The sequence below is a fragment of the Nocardia terrae genome, from assembly GCF_009760405.1.
Lineage (GTDB): Bacteria > Actinomycetota > Actinomycetes > Mycobacteriales > Mycobacteriaceae > Nocardia > Nocardia terrae.
In genome coordinates this window covers 188,830-208,666 of sequence record NZ_WRPP01000007.1, presented here as the reverse complement: position 1 = coordinate 208,666, position 19,837 = coordinate 188,830, and the positions used below count along the sequence as shown (strand labels likewise).

The window sequence follows — 19,837 nt, the reverse complement described above, 5'->3', positions numbered from 1 at the left end:
GGGGCATGTTCCGACCTCCGTTCCTGGCCCGGGTCGCCGCCGGGGCTGCCGTCTATGCCCTCGAGGAAACTCGTCGGCTACCGACCACCGCAATCAATTTCCCGATCACCGCGATCAGCCAGATGCTGCAGACCACCATGCACCTCCAGCAGTTCGTGACCAGCCTCGCCCTCAAGGGCGACGAGGTCTTCGACCGGCTGATCAACCAGCCCGAAGAGCAGCCCGCGTGGGCCACCTTCGACGAAGACGAAACCGACGAGCAAACGCCGAGCTTCGCCTCCGAATCGGTACGGCAGAGCCGTTTCGACCTCTTCACCGACCCGGAACCGGTCATCGAGGAGCCCGAGCCGGTCGTGGCCGAAGCGGCCGAGCCGGTCGCCACCGAGTCGGCCGCGCAGGAGGCAGCCGAACCGGAGGCCACCGAAACCCCGGCCCCCGCACCGGTTTCCAAGGCCGCGACCAACGGTCACAACGGAAACGGCAGCGCGATCGCCGAGCCCGAGGTCGCGACCCGCTTCGGCTACTCCGACCTGAGCATCGCCCAGCTGCGCGCGCGCCTGCGCCAGCTGTCGCTCGAGGATCTGGCGGCCCTGCTCGCCTACGAGCAGGAGACCCAGGACCGCGCCCCGTTCGTCACCATGCTGACGAACCGCATCGCGACGGTTCGGGCCAAGTAGCGAGACCTCACGACCAATGCCGGTCGCCCGGGTCTCGACCCGGTCGGCCGGCGTATCTCGTTTCACGGGATTCGCGCGCGTGGGCGCCGTGCGAGTCCCGTGCCACGGGCCGGGTGGGGGTCAGCGGGGCAGGACCGCGCGGAACAGACCGGTCACGGTGCCGCGCAGGAAGTTCTCCCAGCTGAAGTGGTCGTGCCACAGGGTGATTCGGCCGTCACGGAATTCGAAGGTGCCGCACACCCAGAAGGAGATCTCGATCGGGCCCATGCGGAGGTAGTCGGTGCGTTCGGTGAGGACCGTGCCGTCCTCGGCGGCGGCGATGTGGTGCATGTCGGCGCGGAAACCGAAGCGCGGGTTGTTGAGCTGGGTGAGGACCCAGCGGACGCGGTCCACGCCGCGGATGTCGGGGAGCGAGGTGTTCTTCCAGACGATGCCCGGATCGACCAGATCCAGGGCCTCGTCCACGATTTTCATCTCCATGGCCGCGAAGAACTCGCGCACGGTGGTGACCGGATCCTGCTTCAGCTCGGGTAGTTCGGACATGAGCCGAGCGTATTCGAATTGCATCGCGTAGCGATTCCGAATCGGGGCGGTGGTGGGGCGACGGGTGGGCCCGGCCCGCCGAGAAGGGATCAGGCGGACTCGCGGCGGGTGGCGATGAGGGCGGCCAGGCCGTCGAGGATGCGGTCGATGCCGTAGGTGAGGGCATCGCCGTCCTCTGGGTCGGGCTTGGCGCCCATGGTCGCCGCGAGGGCCGCGATCGCGTGCGGGAAACGCTCGGCCTGGGCGGTGAGCACCGCGCCGAGTTCCCGGGCGAGCTGTTCCTCGGCGGGATCGTCGCCGACGAAGGTCGTGGTCTGCTGTGCCACCGCGCGGGCGTGACTGAGCAGCAGCACGACGGTGTCGAACTGTTCGGGCCCGCTCAGCCCCGTGTCGGCGAGCACGCTCAAGGCCCGGTCCAGCCAGGCCAGTTCGTTGGGTCCCATCGGGCGGATGCCGATCGCCACCTCGTTGGACCACGGGTGCGCCCGCACCCGCTCGTAGAAGGTCTCGGCCCAGGGGCGCAGGTAGGACCGCCACGGCTCCGGCGAATCAGCTTGGGCGGCACCGATTTCCGGTGGCACGCCGAGTGCGCTGTCGAGCATGAGCGCGGTGAGCTCGGTCCGGCCCGGGATATAGCGGTAGAGCGCCATCTTGGCGCAGCCGACGCGTTCGGCCAGCCGCGCCATGGACAGGTTGCCCAGTCCTTCGGCGTCGGCGAGGTCGATGGCCTCGCCGACGATGCGCTCCAGCGTGAGCGACGGTTTCGGCCCACGCTTCGGGCGGTCGGGCGTGCCCCAGAGCAGTTCGAGAGTGGTCGGTGCCGGCATGGTCGCCATCCTTCCGGATTTCAGGGTTGACATGAAACTGCGTCCACCATACGCTCTTAATCATCAACAGCGTCCGATGGACGCAGTTACCGAAGGGGTTATCGAAATGCGCAACACCACCGTCCTCATCTCCGGAGCCAGCGTCGCCGGACCCGCCCTCGCCTACTGGCTGAACCGCTACGGCTTCCAGGTCACCGTGGTCGAGAAGGCGCCCGCGCTGCGCACCGGCGGCCAGGCCGTCGACTTCACCGGCGAGACCCATATGACCGTGCTCGAGCGCATGGGCGTACTCGAGGACATCAAGCGCCGCCAGACCGGCAAGACCGACTGGGTCTTCGTCGACGAGAGCGGCACCGAACAGGCCGTCATGGCCGGCGAATTCCTCGGCGGCGACATCGAGATCCTGCGCGGCGACCTGGCCGAGATCCTCGTCGGCCGGACCGCCCGGGAGTGCGAATACCTCTTCGGCGACACCGTCACCGGGCTGCGGGAGACCGCCGACGGGGTGGTCGTGGACTTCCAGCACGGACCGACCCGCGTCTTCGATCTGGTCTTCGGCTGCGACGGCATCCACTCACGGGTACGGAAGCTGGCCTTCGGCCCGGAATCGGACTACGTGACGCACGACGGCTACTACTACGCCATCGCGGGCAAGTCGGTCTGGGCGGACATGCCGGAGGGCGATCGGGGACGTGCGCGCTCCCTGGGACACAACACCCCCGGACACCTCGCGATGACGGGCGGAAACAAGGCCGCGCAGTTCTACCTGTTCAGCTCGCCCGAACTCGATTACTCCCGCGACGATTTCGATCAGCAGCGCGCGATCGTGGCCGAGCACTTCACCGGAATGGGCTGGGAGGTGCCGCGCATGCTGGCCGAACTCCCCCACCAGGACGACTTCTACCTGGACGCCATCGCGAAGGTGAAGATGAAGAACTTCACGAACGGGCGCGTGGCGCTGGTGGGCGACGCGGCTCACGGGCACACGCTCAACGGCTTCGGCACGGGATCGGCGATTATCGGCGCGTACGTGCTGGCCGGTGAACTGGCCGCGGCCGACGGTGACTACACCGTGGCGTTCGCTCGCTACGAGGAGATCATGAAGCGGCTGCTGCGCAAGACCGACGAAGCGGCCCCGGGTCGATTCCTCGCACCGCGCACGGCACGTGGCCTGCGGATGCGCAACTGGTTCGTGCGCTCACGCGGCTTCAAGATGATGGCGAAGTGGGCCGAGAACGCGAAGAACGATATCGATCTGAAGAACTACCCGGAATTGGTGGGTTCGAACTGAATCGCGGGCAGTGCTGGATGCGGACGTGGGTATGACGGCCAGTTGCCGTCATACCCACCGACCACATTATTCAAACGATGACGCCCAGCGTTGTCAGAGCGGCGACCAGACCCGTGAAACCAAGGGCGGCGAGTGTGATTGCAAGACCGATCAACATTGTTCTTTCCTTCCTGGATATCCGCGATGTGCGGACACTCAGGTAATCGACCAGCAACCGTGATCCGTTTCACAGCCTGTTTGGAAAAGAAAAAATTGGCAGCTGACCGGCGCTCCGCCGATTATTACTACTTCGAGTCGTCGACTTTCGCCATGGAGAGGACGTCGAGTCGGCGATCGAGCTCCTCGATCGACAGATTGTCGCTGATCAGCCCGCGATCGATGACCGTCTGCCGGATTGTCTTCTTCTCCTTCAGAGCCTGCTTGGCCACGGCCGCGGCCTCCTCGTAACCGATCGCCGAATTCAACGGCGTCACGATGGACGGGGACGATTCAGCCAGCTGCCGCAGGTGCTCGACATTCGCGACCAGCCCCACGACGCACTTATCGGCGAACAATCGGGAAACATTGGCCAGCAGTCGAATCGACTCCAGCACATTCCGGGCCATAACCGGGATATAGACATTCAATTCGAAAGCGCCGTTGCCGCCGCCCCAGGCAATGGCCGCGTCATTTCCGATAACCTGCGCGGCCACCTGGGTAACCGCCTCCGGGAGAACGGGATTCACTTTCCCCGGCATGATGGAAGAACCGGGTTGCAGATCGGGCAGCTGCAATTCGCCCAATCCGGTGAGCGGGCCCGAGCCCATCCATCGAATATCGTTGGCAATCTTGGTGAGACTGATGGCCACCGTGCGCAGCGCGCCGGACAGCTCGACCAAGCCGTCACGGGCCGCCTGCGCCTCGAAATGGTCGCGCGCCTCGGACAAATGGTCCAGGCCGGTCGCGTTGGCAAGCTCCGCAACGACTTTCGCGCCGAAGCCGGTGGGCGCGTTGAGGCCGGTGCCGACCGCGGTGCCGCCGATGGCCAGCTCGCCCACCCGCGGCAGCGTGGCCAGCAGGCGTTCGATGCCCGCGCTCACCTGCCGGGTGTAGCCGCCGAACTCCTGGCCCAGGGTCACCGGGACCGCGTCCATCAGGTGGGTGCGGCCGGACTTGACCACCGTGCGCCACTCCTGGGACTTGTCCAGCAGCGCCAGCCGCAGGTGATCCAGCGCGGGGATCAGATCCTTGACCACGGCCTCGGTGGCCGCGAGATGCGTTGCGGTGGGGAAGGTGTCGTTGGACGACTGTGACATGTTCACGTCGTCGTTGGGGTGCACGGTGACGCCGTCGCGGGCGGCGATGCTGGCGATCACCTCGTTGGCGTTCATGTTCGAGCTGGTGCCGGAACCGGTCTGGAAGACGTCGATCGGGAACTGGTCGTCGTGGCGGCCGTCGGCGATCTCCTCGGCCGCGGCGATGATGGCCTCCGCCTTGGCCTTGTCCAGCAGTCCCAGGTCCCGGTTCACCGCGGCGGTGGCCGCCTTCAACAGGCCGAGCGCGCGGATCTGCGCGCGCTCCAGGCCCCGTCCGCTGATCGGGAAGTTCTCCACGGCGCGTTGCGTCTGCGCTCGCCACAGGGCATCGACGGGGACGCGAACCTCACCCATCGTGTCGTGCTCGATCCGGTACTCGGTGTCGGTCATGAAATCGACCCTATGCCCGTACCGGACCCTGCGGGGGTGCCACGCCTGAGGGAATCAGCACACCGCGCACCGGGAATAGGAGTCCGCGATAAGCAACCGCCCCGGCGGATGTATCCACCGGGGCGGCAGTCTGTTTCGCCTTACCGTCAGGGCAGCGGCGGGGTGGCGTGCTCGTCGCCGACGAAGTCGACCGAGGCGTATTCCTTCAGCTTGGTCAGGCGGTGGTACGCGTCGATCATGCGCACGGTGCCGGACTTGGCGCGCATGACGATCGACTGGGTGTAGGCGCCGCCGCCGTAGTAGCGGACGCCCTTGAGCAGGTCACCGTCGGTGACGCCGGTGGCGCTGAAGAAGACGTCGTCGCCCGAGACCAGGTCGTTGGTGCCGAGGATGCGGTCCAGGTCGTGGCCGGCGTCGATGGCCTTCTGCTTCTCTTCGTCGTCCTTGGGGGCGAGCTTGCCCTGCAGCGCGCCGCCCAGGCAGCGCATGGCGGCCGCCGCGATGATGCCCTCGGGGGTGCCGCCGATACCGATGAGCATGTCGACGCCGGATTCCGGACGGGCGCAGGCGATGGCGCCGGCGACGTCACCGTCGGAGATGAGGCGGATGCGGGCGCCCGCGTCACGCACCTGCTTCATGTGCTCGGCGTGCCGGGGGCGGTCCAGGATGCAGACCGTGAGGTCGGAGACCGCGGAGTTCTTGGCCTTGGCGACGCGGCGTAGGTTCTCCGCGATCGGGGCCGATAGGTCGATGACGTCGGCGGCGTCCGGGCCGACGGCGATCTTCTCCATGTAGAACACGGCCGAGGGATCGAACATGGCGCCGCGCTCGGCGACCGCCAGCACGGAGATCGCGCCCGGGGAGCCCTTCGACATCAGGGTGGTGCCGTCGATCGGGTCGACCGCGAAATCCAGTTCCGCGCCGGTGCCGTCGCCGACCAGCTCACCGTTGTAGAGCATGGGCGCTTCGTCCTTCTCGCCCTCACCGATCACCACGATGCCGCGCATGGACACGGTCGCCACCAGCTGCCGCATGGCATCCACGGCCGCGCCGTCGCCGCCCTCTTTGTCACCCCGGCCGACCCAGCGGCCCGCGGCCATGGCCCCTGCCTCGGTGACGCGGACCAACTCGAGAGCTAGGTTGCGGTCCGGCGCCTCTCGGCGGCTGGATGCGGTCATGACGGGAGCCTCCTTGGTTGTTTACTGCTGCGTGAATTGTCGCATTGCGCCCGAGGGGTCCCGGCACGTACTTACGTTTCCCGCGACCGTGAGCTCGGTCGCACCTGTGCCCCATGGATACTGGGTGCGTGTCGTACCAAAAGCCGCGCAGTCAGAACGACTACAAGGACCTGATCTGGTCTCTTGCTCCGCTGGTGCTGATCTGCCTGGTCATCGCGGGCATCGCGAGTCAGTGTTCGTTCTCGACGGGCGGCCCCAAGCAGGGCAAGATCCCGGATTTCAACGCGAAGGCCGCGCTCACCGACGACGCGCACCTGATGAGCTTCCCGATCCGGCTGCCCGCGCTGCCGGATACCGATCCGAACAAGTGGACCCCGAACTCGGGCAGTCACGACACCATCACCGGCAACGGCGGCGGCGACACCAGCACCGTCGGGTACATCACCCCCGAGGGCACCTACATGCAGCTGACGCAGTCGAACGCGACCGTCGAAGCGCTCGCCAAGAAGTACGCGCCCTCGCACAGCAGCACCGCGACCGGCACCCAGCAGCACGGCGGCCACATGTGGAGCATCTACGCCGAGCAGGGCGCCGAACCCGCCTGGATCACCGACTTCGGCGATGTGCGGGTTCTCATCAAGGGTGCGGGCAACGGCGCGGCCTTCGACACCCTGGCCACCGCGGTCGGCCAGGCCCAGCCGCTGCCCCGCGACTGATTCCGGGTCATTCCTCCGAGGTGCGGTGCGCCAGAGCGTCTTCGACGCGCTTGCGAGCGCCGGCCAGATGCTGTTCGCAGCGGGTGGCCAACGCCTCGCCGCGCTCCCACAGGGCCAGCGAGTCGTCCAGGTCCATGCCGCCCTGCTCGAGCATCTTGACGACATTGACCAGTTCGTCGCGAGCGCGCTCGTAACCCAGGGTGGCGATCTCGGAGCGGTCGTCGTCGTTCATTCGGAGTCCTCTCGGGTGGGGCGGGGGGCCTGAGATCGGGTGGGGCGGGGAACCAGGGATTGGGCGCCGAGGGCGGCGGCGGAGATCGCACCGTCGGCCACTCGGATGCGGAGCTGGGTGCCGGGCGGGGAGTCCTCGATGGCGCGAACCACCTCGCGCTCCTTGCCGTTGACCCGTTGCACCACCGCGTAACCGCGGGCCAGGGTGGCGGCCGGGCCTACGGCGGAGAGCTTTTCGCGCAGGTGGCGGGTGGTGGTGGATTCATTGGTGAGCAGATGGGTGACCGCGCGCTCAGCCGAGGTGCGCAGGCGCTCGATCTCGTCGTGGCGCTGGTCCAGCAGGCGCAGCGGGTCGGCGAGGACCGGGCGCGACCGCAGCTGCGCCAGGGCGCGGGATTCGCGGTCGACCCAGCCGCGCAGGGCCGCGGCGGCGCGGGACCGGAGTTCCTGCAGCAGCGCGGTTTCGGCGGCGGCGTCGGGAACGATGCGCTTGGCGGCATCGGTGGGGGTGGCCGCGCGCAGGTCCGCGACATAGTCCGAGATCGGATTGTCGGGTTCGTGGCCGATGGCGCTGACGATCGGGGTGGTGGCGGAAACGATCGCGCGGCACAGGGTCTCGTCGGAGAACGGCAGCAGATCCTCGACGCTGCCGCCGCCGCGCGCCAGCACGATCACGTCCACGTCCGGATTCGCGTCCAGGGCGGCGATGGCCTCCAGGATCTGCGGCACCGCGGTCGGACCCTGCACGGCGGTATTGCGGATCTCGAAGCGCACCGCGGGCCAGCGCTGGGTCGCGACGGTGACCACGTCGTGTTCGGCGGCGCTGGCGCGGCCGGTGATCAGGCCGATCCGATTGGGCAGGAACGGGATCGGCCGCTTGAGCCGCGGATCGAACAGGCCCTCGGCGGACAGCAGCGCCTTCAACCGCTCGATGCGGGCCAGCAGCTCGCCGATGCCCACCGGCCGAATCTCGGTGACCCGCAACGACACGGTGCCGCGCCCGGTGAAGAACGAGAGCTTGCCGTACACGACGACCCGGCTGCCCTCCTGCAGCGGCACCGCCGAATTGCGTAGCAGCTCCGGATCACACGTCACCGACAGCGACATGTCCGCCGCGGTGTCCCGCAGCACCAGGAACGCCGTCCGCGTTCCCGGCCGCACGTTCATCTGGGTGATCTGCCCCTCCACCCACACCGCGCCGAGCCGGTCGATCCACTGCGCCACCTTCACGGCGATGGTCCGCACCGGCATCGGATTCTCGGCGGTCGAGCTCGGCGGCCGCGCGGGCGTATCGGTGGTCACCACACCGATTCTTGCAGTGCCCACCGACGCCGCTCGGTCGGTGGTCGGATTAGTCGAGCAGTTCGTCGAGGTATCGGCCGGGATTGTCGAGGAAGGCGCGGGTGATGCGGTAGTGCTCGGTGTCCTCGTATTCGACGAGTTCGTAACCGTCCGGGCCGATTTGATAGATCCAGGCGTCCGGGTAGGACATGAGGATCGGTGAGTGGGTGGCGATCAGGAATTGGGATCGGGCGCGCACGAGTTCGTGCATGCGGGCGATCATCGCCAGCTGACGGCTCGGCGACAGCGCGGCTTCGGGCTCGTCGAGGACGTAGAAGCCGTGCCCGCCGAAGCGGTGCATCATCAACGCGAAGAACGACTCGCCGTGTGACTGTTCGTGGAGCGAGACGCCGCCGTAGGAGTTGATCACGGGCGGGCCGAAGCTCGGCGCCCGGTCCATCTCCTCGATATTGGTGGCGACGTTGAAGAAGCTCTCCGCGCGCAGGAAGAAGCCGTCGCGCGGCTTGTCCGTGGACTTCACCAGGCGCAGATGATCGTGGAGGGCCGAGTGCGAGCCGCGGGTCGAGAAGTTGAAGTTCTTGGTGCCGCCTTCCGGGTTGAAGCCCCAGTTCGTGGCGATGGCTTCGAGCAATGTCGACTTGCCGCTGCCGTTCTCGCCGACGAGGAAGGTCACCCGCGGATGCAGCTCCAGCTCCGACAGCCCGCTCACCACCGGCAGTGAGAACGGATATTCGTCGAAGGACGGCACGCTGCGCCGGTCGAGGACGGCCCGCCGGACATAGGTCGCGCTCACCGGCGCGGCCTGTCCGCCGGGTGCTCTGTGCTCATGCGGCCAGTGTGCCCGAAGGTAGCCGACGCCCGCCTCCGGGTTTCCCCCGATCGCGGTCCGGACAGCACGACGCCCGCCGCGTATTCGCGGCGGGCGTCGGCATCGAACCACGCACGGGGGCCCGGGTATGGGCTCGAGAGCGCGGGGTTTGGTTCAGGGCTTCAGGTGAGCGAGTTCGGCTCGGGCCGCCTCGCCCGCCTCACCGAAGTCGGTGCGGGTGAAGATGTTCCACCGCTCGAGCAGCGGGGTGAAGACGAGTTCGGGTTCGCGGGCCGGATCGTAGATGCCGGCTTCGGCGAGGACCTCGTCGCTGGTGCGGCCGTCGGCGAGCTCGACCGTGGGGACGTGGAAGTCCGCGATGCGGTCGGCGATGGCGCGCACGGTCTGGTCGGGGGCCAGGTCGAGGGCGGCCGCGATCAGGTTGGCGAAGAAGACGGTCTGGAGTTCGTCGTCCGCGGCGAGGCGGTCGGCGATGGTGGCGACGATCACGTTGTCGGCCAGGCGCGCGGTGCTGCGGTGCCGGACCGCGGCGGCGGCCTCTTCGAAGGCGGCCGCGGCGAGCACGTCGAGCAGGTGCATGGGCGGGCGGCGGAAGCCGGCGGTCATGTGCGCCATGCGCATCCGCTCCAGCGCGATCGGGTCGACGGCGCGGGTCACCATGAGGTAGTTGCGGATGAGGATCTCGTGCCGGTTCTCCTCCGCGGTCCAGCGGCCGACCCAGCGCCACCACTGGCCGGTGCGCAGGTACTTGCCGAGTTCGCGGTGGTAGGCGGGCAGATTGTCGGCGATCAGCACGCTCACCGTGAGCGCGGTCTTGGTGACCTCGCTGAGCTCGGATTGCGCCGGGTCCCAATCGGTTCCGCCGAGGAACGCGAAGTTGCGGCCGTCGTCCCACGGCACATAGTCGTGGGGCTGCCACTCCGGGGCGGCGGCGATATGCCGCGTGAGGTTCGCCTCCACCTCGCCCTCGAGCGATTCCAGCAAATCCCGATCGGCCAAAACGTTCTGCACGCGAACAACCTAGCGGCATTCGAGCAAATGTGGGGACCTTCGCACGCTATTCGAATCCGCTATCACGCGGGGAGGGCCCGGGGCGCACGGACAGAGCGCCCCGGACCGCTCGAGCTACTTCTCGGTGACGGTGGTCTTGCCGTCGACCCAGGTGATGGTGCCGCCGCTGAACTCGCTCTGCTTGCCACCGGTGATGTCGGTCTCGTCGGAGGTCGGGTAGCCGAGCTTGCCGCTCGCGCCGCCCTGTTCCTCCCAGGCCTTGCGGATCTCGCCCCACACCACGTGGGTGCCGTGGGTCGGGCTGGAGTAGATCGCCCCGCCGTCGAATTCCTGAACCGAGCCGCCGTCGGGCGCGTCCTTGGCCGCGCCGGTGGGCATGCCGAGCGGGCTGGCGGCCCCGCCCATCTGGTTGTACTTGTCCAGAATCCCTCCGGCGACGGCGATTTCACCGTTCGGGGTGGAGATCTTGGTTTCCGGGGTGTGGGTTTCGGTGACCTGAGCGGTCGTCGTCGTGGACGAGGCTGAGTCCTTGTCCTTGTCCTTGTTCTTGTCGCAACCCGCGCCGAGTGCGGTCACGACCGCGAGCGCCGCGATGATGCCGGCCGTGCGTCGAACGAAGTGGTGCATTTTCCATCCTCCCGAGATAGCGGTCGAGCTGGAAATTTCACCGAAAACTACCCCGCCCCCTGCGCGTTGAAACACACGCCGAGCAAACGCCCGGCCGGAGGGCGAGTCGCTCTCCGGCCGGGCGGGTCCTACCTGATGGGCCTCAGGAGTTGGGCCCGAACTCCTCCAGCATCTCGGTGACCAGTGCCGCGATCGGCGACCGCTCGCTACGGGTGAGCGTCACGTGGGCGAACAACGGGTGCCCCTTGAGCTTTTCGATCACGGCCGCCACGCCGTCGTGCCGTCCGACCCGCAGGTTGTCGCGCTGGGCGACATCGTGGGTGAGCACCACCCGCGACCCGCTGCCCAGACGGCTGAGCACCGTGAGCAGCACATTGCGTTCCAGCGACTGCGCCTCGTCCACGATCACGAAGGAGTCGTGCAGCGAACGTCCGCGAATGTGGGTGAGCGGCAACACTTCCAGCATGCCGCGCGCCTGCACCTCCTCCATCACCTCCGGGCTGGCGAGCCCTTCGAGGGTGTCGAAGACGGCCTGCGCCCACGGTCCCATCTTCTCGGATTCGGAGCCCGGCAGATAGCCGAGCTCCTGTCCGCCCACCGCGTAGAGCGGCCGGAACACCACCACCTTCCGATGCGTGCGCCGTTCGAGGACGGCCTCGAGTCCGGCGGTCAGCGCGAGCGCCGACTTGCCGGTGCCGGCCCGTCCACCGAGGGAGATGATGCCGACGCTCTCGTCCAGCAGCAGATCCAGCGCGATGCGCTGTTCGGCCGAGCGCCCGTGCAGCCCGAAGGCCTCCCGGTCGCCGCGGACCAGCTGCACCCGCTTGTCCGGCGTCACCCGGGCGAGTGCGCTGCCGCGTGGGCTGAGCATGCGGATTCCGGTGTGGCAGAGCATGTCCCGGGCCTCGTCGAGATCGATGATCGATTCGGCGTAGAGCTTGTCGACCGTCGCGGTGGATACTTCGAGCTCCACCATGCCGGTCCACCCGGAGGTGACCACGTCCTGCGCGTGGTACTCCTCGGCCCGCAGGCCCACCGCGCTCGCCTTGACGCGCAGCGGAATGTCCTTGGACACCAGGACGACCCGCTGTCCTTCGGCGGCCAGGTTGAGCGCGCAGGCCAGGATGCGGGAATCGTTGCTGTCCGTGCGGAATCCGGCGGGCAGAACGGTGGGGTCGGTGTGGTTCAACTCCACCTGGAGTGTCCCGCCCTGGGTGCCGACCGACACCCGCTGATCGAGCCGACCGTGTGCCAGACGCATGTCGTCCAGCATGCGCAGTGCCTCGCGAGCGAACCAGCCGAGTTCGTGGTGATGGCGTTTGGCCTCGAGTTCGCTGATGACCACCAGCGGCAGCACCACATGGTGCTCGCCGAAGCGGATCAGCGCCCAAGGATCGGACAGCAACACCGACGTGTCGACCACAAATGTTTTCGGTCCGGAATCGGACGACTGCGAGGCGCGAACTCCCCGTGTCGTGGGCCGCGGGCTCTGGTCGGAGTCCGCGTCCCTGCTGGGAGCGTTGACGGAGCGTGCATCAGTCACGGTGGGCTCCTTTGCCACTCGCGCGACACCGCGCGAGCGTTCTCGCTGGGCCGGTCAGCCTTGGGGTCGTACGACCCGAGGGCCGGGTGCCGGCCCCCTCGCACTGAGTTGCTCAGTCACGATCAGGACCTCCCGTACGAACCACACCTACGCGGCCCGCACCCCCGACGCTACCGCCGAAATCGCGAATCGGCTTCCGGACTGTCGGGCACGTTGGTGAAGATCGCGTTAACGCCTGTCCGCCTTGGGTGTTTCGCGCAATTCTTCGAGGAGTACCGGGACATGGCTGTACTCGGGTTCCTTCGTGGCCGTGACCAGCGTCAACGGTCCTTCGGCGGCCTCACGGCGCAGGCGCGCCAAACCCTGCTGATGCTCGTCGTCTCCGAGTTCGATTCGATACTTCCGTTCGAACTCCGCGCGGCGTGTCCGCGGGTCCGCGTGATACCACTTCCGAAGATCGTTCGAGGGCGTCACGTCCTTGGCCCACTCGTCGATGCCCGCCGCCTGTTTGCTGACGCCGCGCGGCCAGAGCCGATCGACCAGCACCCGGCGGCCGTCGGCCGCGTCGGGGGCGTCGTACACGCGCTTGACCCGGTACCTCGGTTGCTGTGCCACGCCCTCCATTACAGTCGAGACCATGGCCGAAACCACGGATCTCGAGAGCCTGCCCACCAAGGATCTGCACGATCGTGCGGTGAAACTGGCGGCCCGGCACGGCGACATCAAGTTCCTCTGGGAGCTGCTCAAGGCGATCCCGGGCGCCGAGGTCGCGGCGGGCAATCAGGGCGAGGGCGAGGTCGACATCTGGAACACCGCGGCCCTGCTCGACGACTACGTCCACGCCGGTGAGGGCAAGGTCGGCGAGGCGCTGCGCCCGATGTACGTGGACTACCTGCACAAGCACGCCTGATTCGCCTATCCGGCACGGGGTTTCGCCGCGGACGTAAACTCCCGACATGACCGACGCCGTGCCGGAACTGGTCGTCTATCGACGCCCCGGCTGCCCTTACTGCATGCGCCTGCGCAATTCGCTCAACCGGCACGGCATCGTGCACCGGGAAGTGAACATCTGGGAGAACCCCGACGCCGCGGCCTTCGTCCGCTCGGTCGCCGACGGGAACGAGACGGTGCCGACCGTCGTGCTGCGCGACGGCTCGACCGAACGCAACTGGGTCAACCCCGACCCGAAACAGTTGATCGCCACCGTGTCCGCCGACACACCACAGCTCACCGGTGGCCCTCGCAAGCTCTGGTCCTTCTAACTCTGGGAATACCGTCCTACCGACCCGCCGCCGCGGTGGATGGACCTCACACCGGTACGACCGTCAGCAGTGGTTCCAGACCTTTGAAATCGTCGGCATTACGGGTGAACAGGGGTAGGTCGTTCGCAGAGGCGATGGCGGCGATCATCAAGTCCATCTTGCGCGGTTGGGGGCTACGGCCCAATGCGACAACGAGTTTCGACATCGACGTGAATCGCCGAGCGGACGCGGTGCAGAAAGGCAGCGCGTCGAAGCTGTGCTCGATCGCTGGTAGCCGCTCCGTACGCAGGGCGAGCAACTGGGGTGTGCCCGCCACAGCTATCCCCAAACCGAGCTCGGCCAGGGTCACGGTGCTGATGCGCGGCCGCACGGGCAGTGCCGAATCCTCGACGCGGTCGATATCGATGAGAACGCACCTATCCAACAGGCCCGCCGCGATCGTGAGATCGCGGCGGGCCTGTTGGGGTTTCGGGTGGATCAGCCCAGCAGGCGCCAGTCCTCGAGGCCGTCGTAGAGCGGGAAGTCCTGGGCCAGGGTGGAGACCCGCTGGCGCAGGGAGTCCAGGTCGGCGGAGCCGGTGAGGGCGGCGGCGATGATGTCGGCGACCTCGGTGAACTGCTCGTCGCCGAAGCCGCGGGTGGCCAGCGCCGGGGTGCCGATGCGCAGGCCGGAGGTGACCATCGGCGGGCGCGGGTCGAACGGAACGGCGTTGCGGTTCACCGTGATTCCGATTTCGTGCAGGAGGTCCTCGCCCTGCTGGCCGTCGAGCTGCGAGTTGCGCAGGTCGACCAAGACCAGGTGCACATCGGTGCCGCCGGTGAGGACGGTGATGCCCTTGGCCTTGGCGTCGGGCTGGGTCAGGCGCTCGGCGAGGATCTTGGCGCCGGAGATGGTGCGCGCCTGCCGCTCGGCGAACTCGGCGCCGGCGGCGATCTTGAAGGCCACGGCCTTGGCGGCGATGGCGTGCATGAGCGGACCGCCCTGCTGGCCCGGGAACACCGCGGAGTTCAGCTTCTTGGCGAACTCCTCCTTGGCCAGGATCAGGCCGGAGCGGGGACCGCCCAGGGTCTTGTGCACGGTGGAGGACACGACGTGCGCGTGCGGGACCGGCGACGGGTGCAGGCCGGCGGCGACGAGTCCGGCGAAGTGCGCCATGTCGACCCACAGGTACGCGCCGACCTCGTCGGCGATCTCACGGAAGGCCGCGAAGTCCAGCTGCCGCGGGTACGCCGACCAACCGGCGACGATCACCTTCGGGCGGGTGTCGCGGGCGATCTTGCGGACCTCTTCCATGTCCACGCGGTGGTCTTCCTTGGACACGCCGTAGGCGTGCACCTCGTACAGCTTGCCCGAGAAGTTCAGGCGCATGCCGTGAGTCAGGTGGCCGCCGTGCGCGAGGTCCAGGCCGAGCAGCTTCTCGCCGGGGCTCATCAGCGCCGACAGCACCGCGGCATTGGCCTGCGCGCCGGAATGCGGCTGGACATTGGCGAATTCGGCGCCGAACAGCTCCTTGACGCGGGCGCGCGCCAGATCCTCGACGATGTCGACGTTTTCGCAACCGCCGTAGTAGCGGCGACCCGGGTAGCCCTCGGCGTACTTGTTGGTGAGCACGCTGCCCTGCGCCTGCAGCACCGCGCGCGGCACGAAGTTCTCCGAGGCGATCATCTCGAGGGTGTCGCGCTGGCGAGCGAGCTCCCCTCCCATCGCGGCGGCGACCTCGGGATCGAGTTCGGCGAGGGACTGGCTGTTCACAGAGGCGCTCGTCTGGGTCACGCCGCCGAGTCTATTGGCCGAAGCGGCCGCACCGAACTGGGGGTTAGATGTGTCGCTCATGGCGCACCTCCGTCTTCCGGGTACCCCGAATGATGTCGGGGATCGCCAGGCACCCAGGCGCGCGGTGCCGGACTTCGGTGCTTCCCGGTGGTTGCTTCCACCTCGAGTGCGCCAGTCGCGGTCCGGTCATCCTATCGTGCACTGCCGGCGTAGCCGCCCGCAGTCTGCGCATGGCCGGAGCGAATGCGGAGGTTCCGCGTATCCCGGAAAAGTATCGACGGGACCACCGGCGGTCCGGAGTGGACCGGGTCACATGCGCCGGATCGCGCCCGGGGTCAAGGGTTCGTCCAGCAGACGACGGAAACGCTCGGACCGATCCGCGGCATCCACCGCTTTGTCCAGCCATCCGCCGAGCAGCCGGTAGCCCTCCACATACGTGGAGATATAGGCCCGCCACAACGACGAGGACAGGAAGCGCAGTGACTGCACGGCCCGCTCCGGCGTGATCAGACTCCAGCGCTGCAGGAACTCCGCCACCTCGGTGGAGTCGCGCCGGCGGTCGTGCAGCAGCAGCGCGGCGTCCTGGCGCACGCTCAGCAGGTTCGCGGACGCGGTCGAAATCTTCTCGGCGCGTTCACCATCGAAGCGCAGCCCGAGGTCGGCGTAGATCTCCTGCGCCCAGCGCCCCCAGCCCGGACCCACGATCGACTTCAGGGCCAGGTCGGCCAGCCCCTCCGCCATCAGGCACTGCGGCGTATTCACCACGAACAGCGTCTGCTCGTCCTGCCCGGCCCCCACCAGCCCGGCCTCCTTGCGGCAGTGCTCGGTGTGATGGCCCGGGTACGACTCGTGCGCGATCAGGTGCGGCAACTGCGACATGTGCTGCTTGAGATCGGAGTTGATGGCCACCCGGGACTGGTAGTTGCCCAGGTAGTAGTTGAAGCCCGACCACGGCTTGTCGCCCACCACTTCGTATTCCACGTGCTCGTTGTCGGGCAGCGGATAGCGGTCGCGGACGAGTTCGCGCAGGGCGCTGGAGAACGCGGCCACGCATTCCTTCAGACGCTCGGGCGGAATCTCGTCGTTGCGGCGGTGCGCGGTGATGCGGTCGAGGAGTTCGCCGTCTCCGGGCAGCACCTCGTCCAGCTGCCGGTGCGCCTCGCGGTAGTCCTCGGTGTCGCCGGGCGCGATGTCCACGTCGAAGTACGCGCGCACCTCGTCGATGAAGTTGATGTCCTCCCCGGCGAATTTGCGACCGGAGCATTCGAGGGCGCGCAGGTGCGCCTCCAGGAATTCGACTCGCTCGGCCGAGAGCCCGGCGTCGGGAAGTTCCTTGCGCAGCGCGGCGGCCCGGTGCGCGAGATCGCGCGGGTCCGGCGCGGGCGCGTTCTCGACCTCGCGCCGCAGGGCCGGGTCACCGGTGAAGGCGTCCACGAATCCCTCTTCGAGCCGGTCGAATGCCAGCCCGAGCCGCAGATATTCGGTGACCAGAGGATGCGCTGCTCTGCTCAATTTGCCCTCCGCTTCGCTCCGGGCGGGTTCGCGGCCCTGGAGGTCTCGATTCTTCCCTCCCTCCGCTCCTCCGCTTCGCTCGCCCGCTCCACTCAGTCCAGAATCGAGACGGGCCGCGAACCATTATGGCCTCATCGGCGGGGATCAGCCTGGCGCACAGCCTCACTGGCCACCCCTGGGTGCTGTGATGTGGCCTATCCCACTCTGGTTACTCGCGAGTAGCAATACCTGGTGTTCACCCGGATGTTGAGGCCGAGCACAATTCGGCTATGCGTGGAGTGTTGGCCGGATCGCCGGGCACGGCGACGATGCGGCTTTCCGAGAGCTGTTGTCGCGGCGCGCGAATGTGGGGACACGAGTAATGGCACGAATGAGCGAGCCCAGCCCCTACGTGGAATTCGACCGCAAGCAGTGGCGCACCCTGCGCAAGTCGACTCCCCTGGTGCTCACCGAGGAAGAACTGATCGGGCTGCGCGGCCTGGGTGAGCAGATCGACCTCGAGGAGGTCGCCGAGGTCTACCTGCCGCTGGCGCGTCTCATTCATCTGCAGGTAGCCGCCAGGCAGCGCCTGTTCGCCGCCACCGCCACCTTCCTCGGCGAGACCCATCCCGACCGTCAGGTGCCGTTCGTCATCGGCGTGGCGGGCTCGGTCGCGGTCGGCAAGTCCACCACCGCCCGTGTGCTGCAGGCGCTGCTGGCGCGCTGGGACCACCATCCGCGGGTGGATCTGGTCACCACCGACGGATTCCTGTATCCGACAGCCGAACTCACCCGGCGCGGGATCATGCACCGCAAGGGCTTCCCGGAGTCCTACGACCGGCGCAAGTTGCTGCGCTTCGTCACCGAGGTGAAATCCGGTGCGCACGAGGTGTGCGCGCCCGTGTACTCGCACATCGCCTACGACATCGTGCCCGGCGAGCACCACTGCGTGCGCCAGCCCGACATTCTCATCGTCGAGGGCCTGAACGTGCTGCAGACCGGTCCCCGGCTGATGGTCTCGGACCTGTTCGACTTCTCGGTCTACGTCGACGCCCGCATCGAGGACATCGAGAACTGGTACGTGCAGCGCTTCCTGTCCCTGCAGAAGACCGCCTTCCAGGACCCGAATTCGCACTTCCACCACTACGCGAACTTCAACGAGCAGGAAGCCGTCAACCAGGCCAAGGAAATCTGGCACAACATCAACCGGCCGAACCTGGTGGAGAACATCCTGCCGACCCGCCCGCGCGCGACCCTGGTGCTGCGCAAGGACTCCGACCACTCCATCAACCGGCTGCGGCTCAGAAAACTCTGAATCCCGATCGAGTGGGTCAGAGCTTCCAGGCCGCGTCCAATCGGCCCGCCACATCGATATCGGTGGCCGCCTGGATATGGGGTTTGCAGATCTCGGTCGCGATGTAGCGCGAGACGAAGCGGCGGATCTCGTGGTCGACGCTGGCCAGGATGCGCAGGAGTTCACCGCGCCGGGTCGCGCTGGCGACATTGATGCGCACATTGCTGGGTTGCGGCTCGTCGATTTCGATGAGCACCCGGAGTGGTTCGGCGGTGCGGACAGTCAGATGCAGGTGAATGGTGCCGTCCACGCGGAAGGGATAGCGATCGACCGCGAGATCGATGAGCAGATCGACCTTGAGCGGGATCACCAGGTCGAAGGAAATGATGTCCTCGACTTCACGATTCAGCCTCGGCTGCCCCAGCCGCACGGTGGCCGAGAGTTTCGCGAGCTTGCCCGGCCCGGCCCCGATCGGCCCGAATTCGAAGGCCTCCCCGGTGAGTTTCTCGAACGCCCCGGCTATCCGTTCGGTGGAGGCCGCGTACTCGAGAAAACGGCGGCCGAACTCCTCGTAACTGACGTACGGCACCGCCGCGACCTGGGTTTCCGCGGGGCCACCCTGCCCCTCGTACAGCTCGCTCATGCAATCCGACGGTACGCGAGCAAGGTTACGGCGAACCCGGAACACATTGCACTGCAACGGAACCGTTGGTTCGCCGTGTTCTAGACCCCGAAGCGGCGATGCCGGGCCGCGTAATCACGCAGCGCCCGCAGGAAATCCACGCGCCGGAATTCCGGCCAATAGGCTTCGGTGAACCAGATCTCGGAATAGGCGCTCTGCCACAACAGGAATCCGGAGAGCCGCTGCTCGCCGGAGGTGCGGATGACGAGGTCGGGATCGGGCTGCCCGGAGGTGTAGAGGTGCTGGCCGATGGCGTCCACGGTGATGGACTGGACCAGGTCCTCGCCGGTCTCCCCGGCGTCCATCTCCTGGCGGACCAGCGAGCGCACCGCGTCGGCGATCTCCTGGCGGCCGCCGTAGCCGATGGCGACATTGACGTGCACGCCGGTGCGGCCCTCGGTGGACTTGGCGGCCTCGCTGAGCCGGCGCGCCATCTCCGGCGGCAGCTGGTCGAGCGCGCCGACGATGCGGACGCTCCAATTCTGTTCCGGCGCAGACAGTTCGTCGACGACGTCGGTGATCACCTCGAAGAGGGTCTCCAGCTCGTCGGAGTCGCGCCGCAGGTTCTCGGTGGAGAGCAGATAGAGGGTCACCATCTCGATGCCCGCTTCGCCGCACCAGCCGACCAGTTCGGCGATCTTCAGCGCACCGACCCGATGGCCGTGGCTGATATCGCTGAAACCGTTCTCCCGCGCCCAGCGCCGGTTGCCATCACACATCACCGCGACGTGCCGGGGATGTTGTTTGCCCGCCAGCTGCTGGGCCAGCCGCTTCTCGTATATGCGATATGGGAGCCCACGCACCTGACTCGCAACCTTCACGGCCGCAACCCTACGCCCCCGCAAGGATCAGCGGAGCGACCGGGACAGAAGACC

Annotated in this window: 22 protein-coding genes and 1 riboswitch; of the genes, 6 read left to right on the top strand and 16 right to left on the bottom strand. The window is 67.5% G+C overall.

The features are described from left to right. Nucleotides 1–5: 5 nt before the first annotated feature. Nucleotides 6–677 (top strand): lipid droplet-associated protein, encoded by a 672-nt coding sequence (locus GPX89_RS31845; protein ID WP_157391413.1) that lies wholly within the window; start codon nt 6–8, stop codon nt 675–677. A gap of 120 nt (nt 678–797) precedes the next feature. Here GPX89_RS31845 and GPX89_RS31840 read toward each other — a convergent pair whose 3' ends face one another. After that, a complete protein-coding gene (locus GPX89_RS31840) occupies nt 798–1,220 on the bottom strand; it encodes a limonene-1,2-epoxide hydrolase family protein (protein ID WP_157391412.1) in 423 nt (140 codons plus the stop codon). A gap of 89 nt (nt 1,221–1,309) precedes the next feature. Next, nucleotides 1,310–2,047 carry a TetR/AcrR family transcriptional regulator gene (locus GPX89_RS31835; RefSeq protein ID WP_157391411.1) on the bottom strand — a complete coding sequence of 246 codons (738 nt, stop codon included), beginning with the start codon at nt 2,045–2,047 and terminating at the stop codon, nt 1,310–1,312. 106 nt (nt 2,048–2,153) lie between these two features. On the opposite strand from GPX89_RS31835, the gene GPX89_RS31830 reads away from it, so the two are divergent. Then, complete coding sequence (locus GPX89_RS31830) at nt 2,154–3,338, top strand: FAD-dependent monooxygenase (protein ID WP_157391410.1); 1,185 nt, start codon at nt 2,154–2,156, stop codon at nt 3,336–3,338. 284 nt (nt 3,339–3,622) lie between these two features. On the opposite strand, the gene GPX89_RS31825 is transcribed toward GPX89_RS31830, so the two are convergent. Beyond that, on the bottom strand, nt 3,623–5,023 hold the full coding sequence (locus GPX89_RS31825; RefSeq protein WP_157391409.1) for a class II fumarate hydratase: 1,401 nt from the start codon (nt 5,021–5,023) through the stop codon (nt 3,623–3,625). A 146-nt stretch (nt 5,024–5,169) separates the two neighbouring features. Continuing rightward, the gene (glpX, locus tag GPX89_RS31820) at nt 5,170–6,201 is read right to left on the bottom strand and encodes a class II fructose-bisphosphatase (RefSeq protein ID WP_157391408.1); all 1,032 of its coding nucleotides are present in this window, start codon (nt 6,199–6,201) and stop codon (nt 5,170–5,172) included. Nucleotides 6,202–6,329: 128 nt separating this feature from the next. Between glpX and GPX89_RS31815 the strand changes: the two genes are divergently transcribed. Then, the gene (locus GPX89_RS31815; protein ID WP_328602512.1) at nt 6,330–6,917 is read left to right on the top strand and encodes a DUF4245 domain-containing protein; all 588 of its coding nucleotides are present in this window, start codon (nt 6,330–6,332) and stop codon (nt 6,915–6,917) included. Nucleotides 6,918–6,924: 7 nt separating this feature from the next. Here GPX89_RS31815 and GPX89_RS31810 read toward each other — a convergent pair whose 3' ends face one another. From GPX89_RS31810 to GPX89_RS31780, 7 genes are all read right to left on the bottom strand, one after another. After that, nucleotides 6,925–7,149 carry an exodeoxyribonuclease VII small subunit gene (locus tag GPX89_RS31810; RefSeq protein WP_157391406.1) on the bottom strand — a complete coding sequence of 75 codons (225 nt, stop codon included), beginning with the start codon at nt 7,147–7,149 and terminating at the stop codon, nt 6,925–6,927. Next, nucleotides 7,146–8,399 (bottom strand): exodeoxyribonuclease VII large subunit, encoded by a 1,254-nt coding sequence (gene xseA / locus GPX89_RS31805; RefSeq protein WP_157391620.1) that lies wholly within the window; start codon nt 8,397–8,399, stop codon nt 7,146–7,148. The genes GPX89_RS31810 and xseA overlap by 4 nt, the downstream gene beginning before the upstream one ends. A gap of 100 nt (nt 8,400–8,499) precedes the next feature. Beyond that, on the bottom strand, nt 8,500–9,243 hold the full coding sequence (locus GPX89_RS31800) for an AAA family ATPase (protein ID WP_328602511.1): 744 nt from the start codon (nt 9,241–9,243) through the stop codon (nt 8,500–8,502). Between the two features lie 189 nt (nt 9,244–9,432). Then, nucleotides 9,433–10,290: an acyl-ACP desaturase gene (locus tag GPX89_RS31795; RefSeq protein WP_328602510.1), complete on the bottom strand. Its 858-nt coding sequence runs from the start codon at nt 10,288–10,290 to the stop codon at nt 9,433–9,435. A gap of 114 nt (nt 10,291–10,404) precedes the next feature. Beyond that, nucleotides 10,405–10,917, bottom strand: coding sequence for an LGFP repeat-containing protein (locus tag GPX89_RS31790; RefSeq protein WP_157391405.1), 513 nt, complete (start codon nt 10,915–10,917; stop codon nt 10,405–10,407). A gap of 142 nt (nt 10,918–11,059) precedes the next feature. Further along, complete coding sequence (locus tag GPX89_RS31785; protein ID WP_328602575.1) at nt 11,060–12,340, bottom strand: PhoH family protein; 1,281 nt, start codon at nt 12,338–12,340, stop codon at nt 11,060–11,062. 348 nt (nt 12,341–12,688) lie between these two features. Beyond that, on the bottom strand, nt 12,689–13,099 hold the full coding sequence (locus GPX89_RS31780; protein ID WP_235948564.1) for a DUF488 domain-containing protein: 411 nt from the start codon (nt 13,097–13,099) through the stop codon (nt 12,689–12,691). Here GPX89_RS31780 and GPX89_RS31775 point away from each other — a divergent pair. Both GPX89_RS31775 and GPX89_RS31770 read left to right on the top strand, forming a co-directional pair. Then, the gene (locus GPX89_RS31775; protein ID WP_157391404.1) at nt 13,098–13,370 is read left to right on the top strand and encodes a hypothetical protein; all 273 of its coding nucleotides are present in this window, start codon (nt 13,098–13,100) and stop codon (nt 13,368–13,370) included. The genes GPX89_RS31780 and GPX89_RS31775 overlap by 2 nt on opposite strands. A gap of 46 nt (nt 13,371–13,416) precedes the next feature. Then, nucleotides 13,417–13,722 (top strand): glutaredoxin domain-containing protein, encoded by a 306-nt coding sequence (locus GPX89_RS31770; RefSeq protein ID WP_157391403.1) that lies wholly within the window; start codon nt 13,417–13,419, stop codon nt 13,720–13,722. A gap of 46 nt (nt 13,723–13,768) precedes the next feature. On the opposite strand, the gene GPX89_RS31765 is transcribed toward GPX89_RS31770, so the two are convergent. The 3 genes from GPX89_RS31765 to GPX89_RS31755 form a co-directional block, all read right to left on the bottom strand. Beyond that, entirely contained in the window at nt 13,769–14,146 is a 378-nt protein-coding gene (locus GPX89_RS31765; protein WP_235948562.1) for a type II toxin-antitoxin system VapC family toxin, read from the bottom strand. Nucleotides 14,147–14,199: 53 nt separating this feature from the next. Then, on the bottom strand, nt 14,200–15,495 hold the full coding sequence (glyA, locus tag GPX89_RS31760; RefSeq protein WP_328602574.1) for a serine hydroxymethyltransferase: 1,296 nt from the start codon (nt 15,493–15,495) through the stop codon (nt 14,200–14,202). A 104-nt stretch (nt 15,496–15,599) separates the two neighbouring features. Further along, nucleotides 15,600–15,684: riboswitch (ZMP/ZTP riboswitch) on the bottom strand. 120 nt (nt 15,685–15,804) lie between these two features. Next, nucleotides 15,805–17,007 carry a DUF885 domain-containing protein gene (locus tag GPX89_RS31755; protein ID WP_198347689.1) on the bottom strand — a complete coding sequence of 401 codons (1,203 nt, stop codon included), beginning with the start codon at nt 17,005–17,007 and terminating at the stop codon, nt 15,805–15,807. Between the two features lie 361 nt (nt 17,008–17,368). Here GPX89_RS31755 and coaA point away from each other — a divergent pair, with 361 nt between their 5' ends. Beyond that, a complete protein-coding gene (gene coaA, locus GPX89_RS31750) occupies nt 17,369–18,301 on the top strand; it encodes a type I pantothenate kinase (RefSeq protein ID WP_157391401.1) in 933 nt (310 codons plus the stop codon). Nucleotides 18,302–18,317: 16 nt separating this feature from the next. On the opposite strand, the gene GPX89_RS31745 is transcribed toward coaA, so the two are convergent. Both GPX89_RS31745 and GPX89_RS31740 read right to left on the bottom strand, forming a co-directional pair. Further along, entirely contained in the window at nt 18,318–18,923 is a 606-nt protein-coding gene (locus GPX89_RS31745) for a hypothetical protein (RefSeq protein ID WP_157391400.1), read from the bottom strand. A gap of 80 nt (nt 18,924–19,003) precedes the next feature. Beyond that, the gene (locus tag GPX89_RS31740) at nt 19,004–19,783 is read right to left on the bottom strand and encodes an isoprenyl transferase (protein WP_328602509.1); all 780 of its coding nucleotides are present in this window, start codon (nt 19,781–19,783) and stop codon (nt 19,004–19,006) included. Nucleotides 19,784–19,837: the final 54 nt, after the last annotated feature.